We start from the raw sequence: 313 nt of genomic DNA on the forward strand, positions 1-313 counted from the left end.
GCGGGTCAGCAAGGCGCCGTTGAGGTCGATCGCGGTCAGCGCGCCGCCCTTGGCGTAGTGGTAATCGAGTTTGCTGTTGTCCGGCAGACGCATCCGGGTGAGCTGGCCGCAGGCGTCGTAGGTGTAACGCAGGGTGCCCCAGCCCTGATGCTCGCGGACCAGTCGGTCCTGGAGGTCGTATTCGAAGGCCAGCGGGTGATTCTGGCCGTCGTCGACCCCAGTCAGCCGACCGAGGCGGTCGTAGCGGTATTCAACCGTGCTGGCATCGGGCAGGGTCTTGAGCAGCAGACGTCCGGCAGCATCACGTTGGTAG

At 65.5% G+C, this 313-nt stretch carries 1 protein-coding gene; it reads right to left on the minus strand.

Annotated features, from left to right (window positions below; genetic code table 11):
- The coding region (locus M5B44_RS28815) for a hypothetical protein (RefSeq protein ID WP_248741307.1) at positions 1–313 on the minus strand (313 nt) is incomplete at both ends.

It is taken from the genome of Pseudomonas sp. MWU12-2029, assembly GCF_023242425.1.
Classification (GTDB): domain Bacteria; phylum Pseudomonadota; class Gammaproteobacteria; order Pseudomonadales; family Pseudomonadaceae; genus Aquipseudomonas; species Aquipseudomonas kribbensis.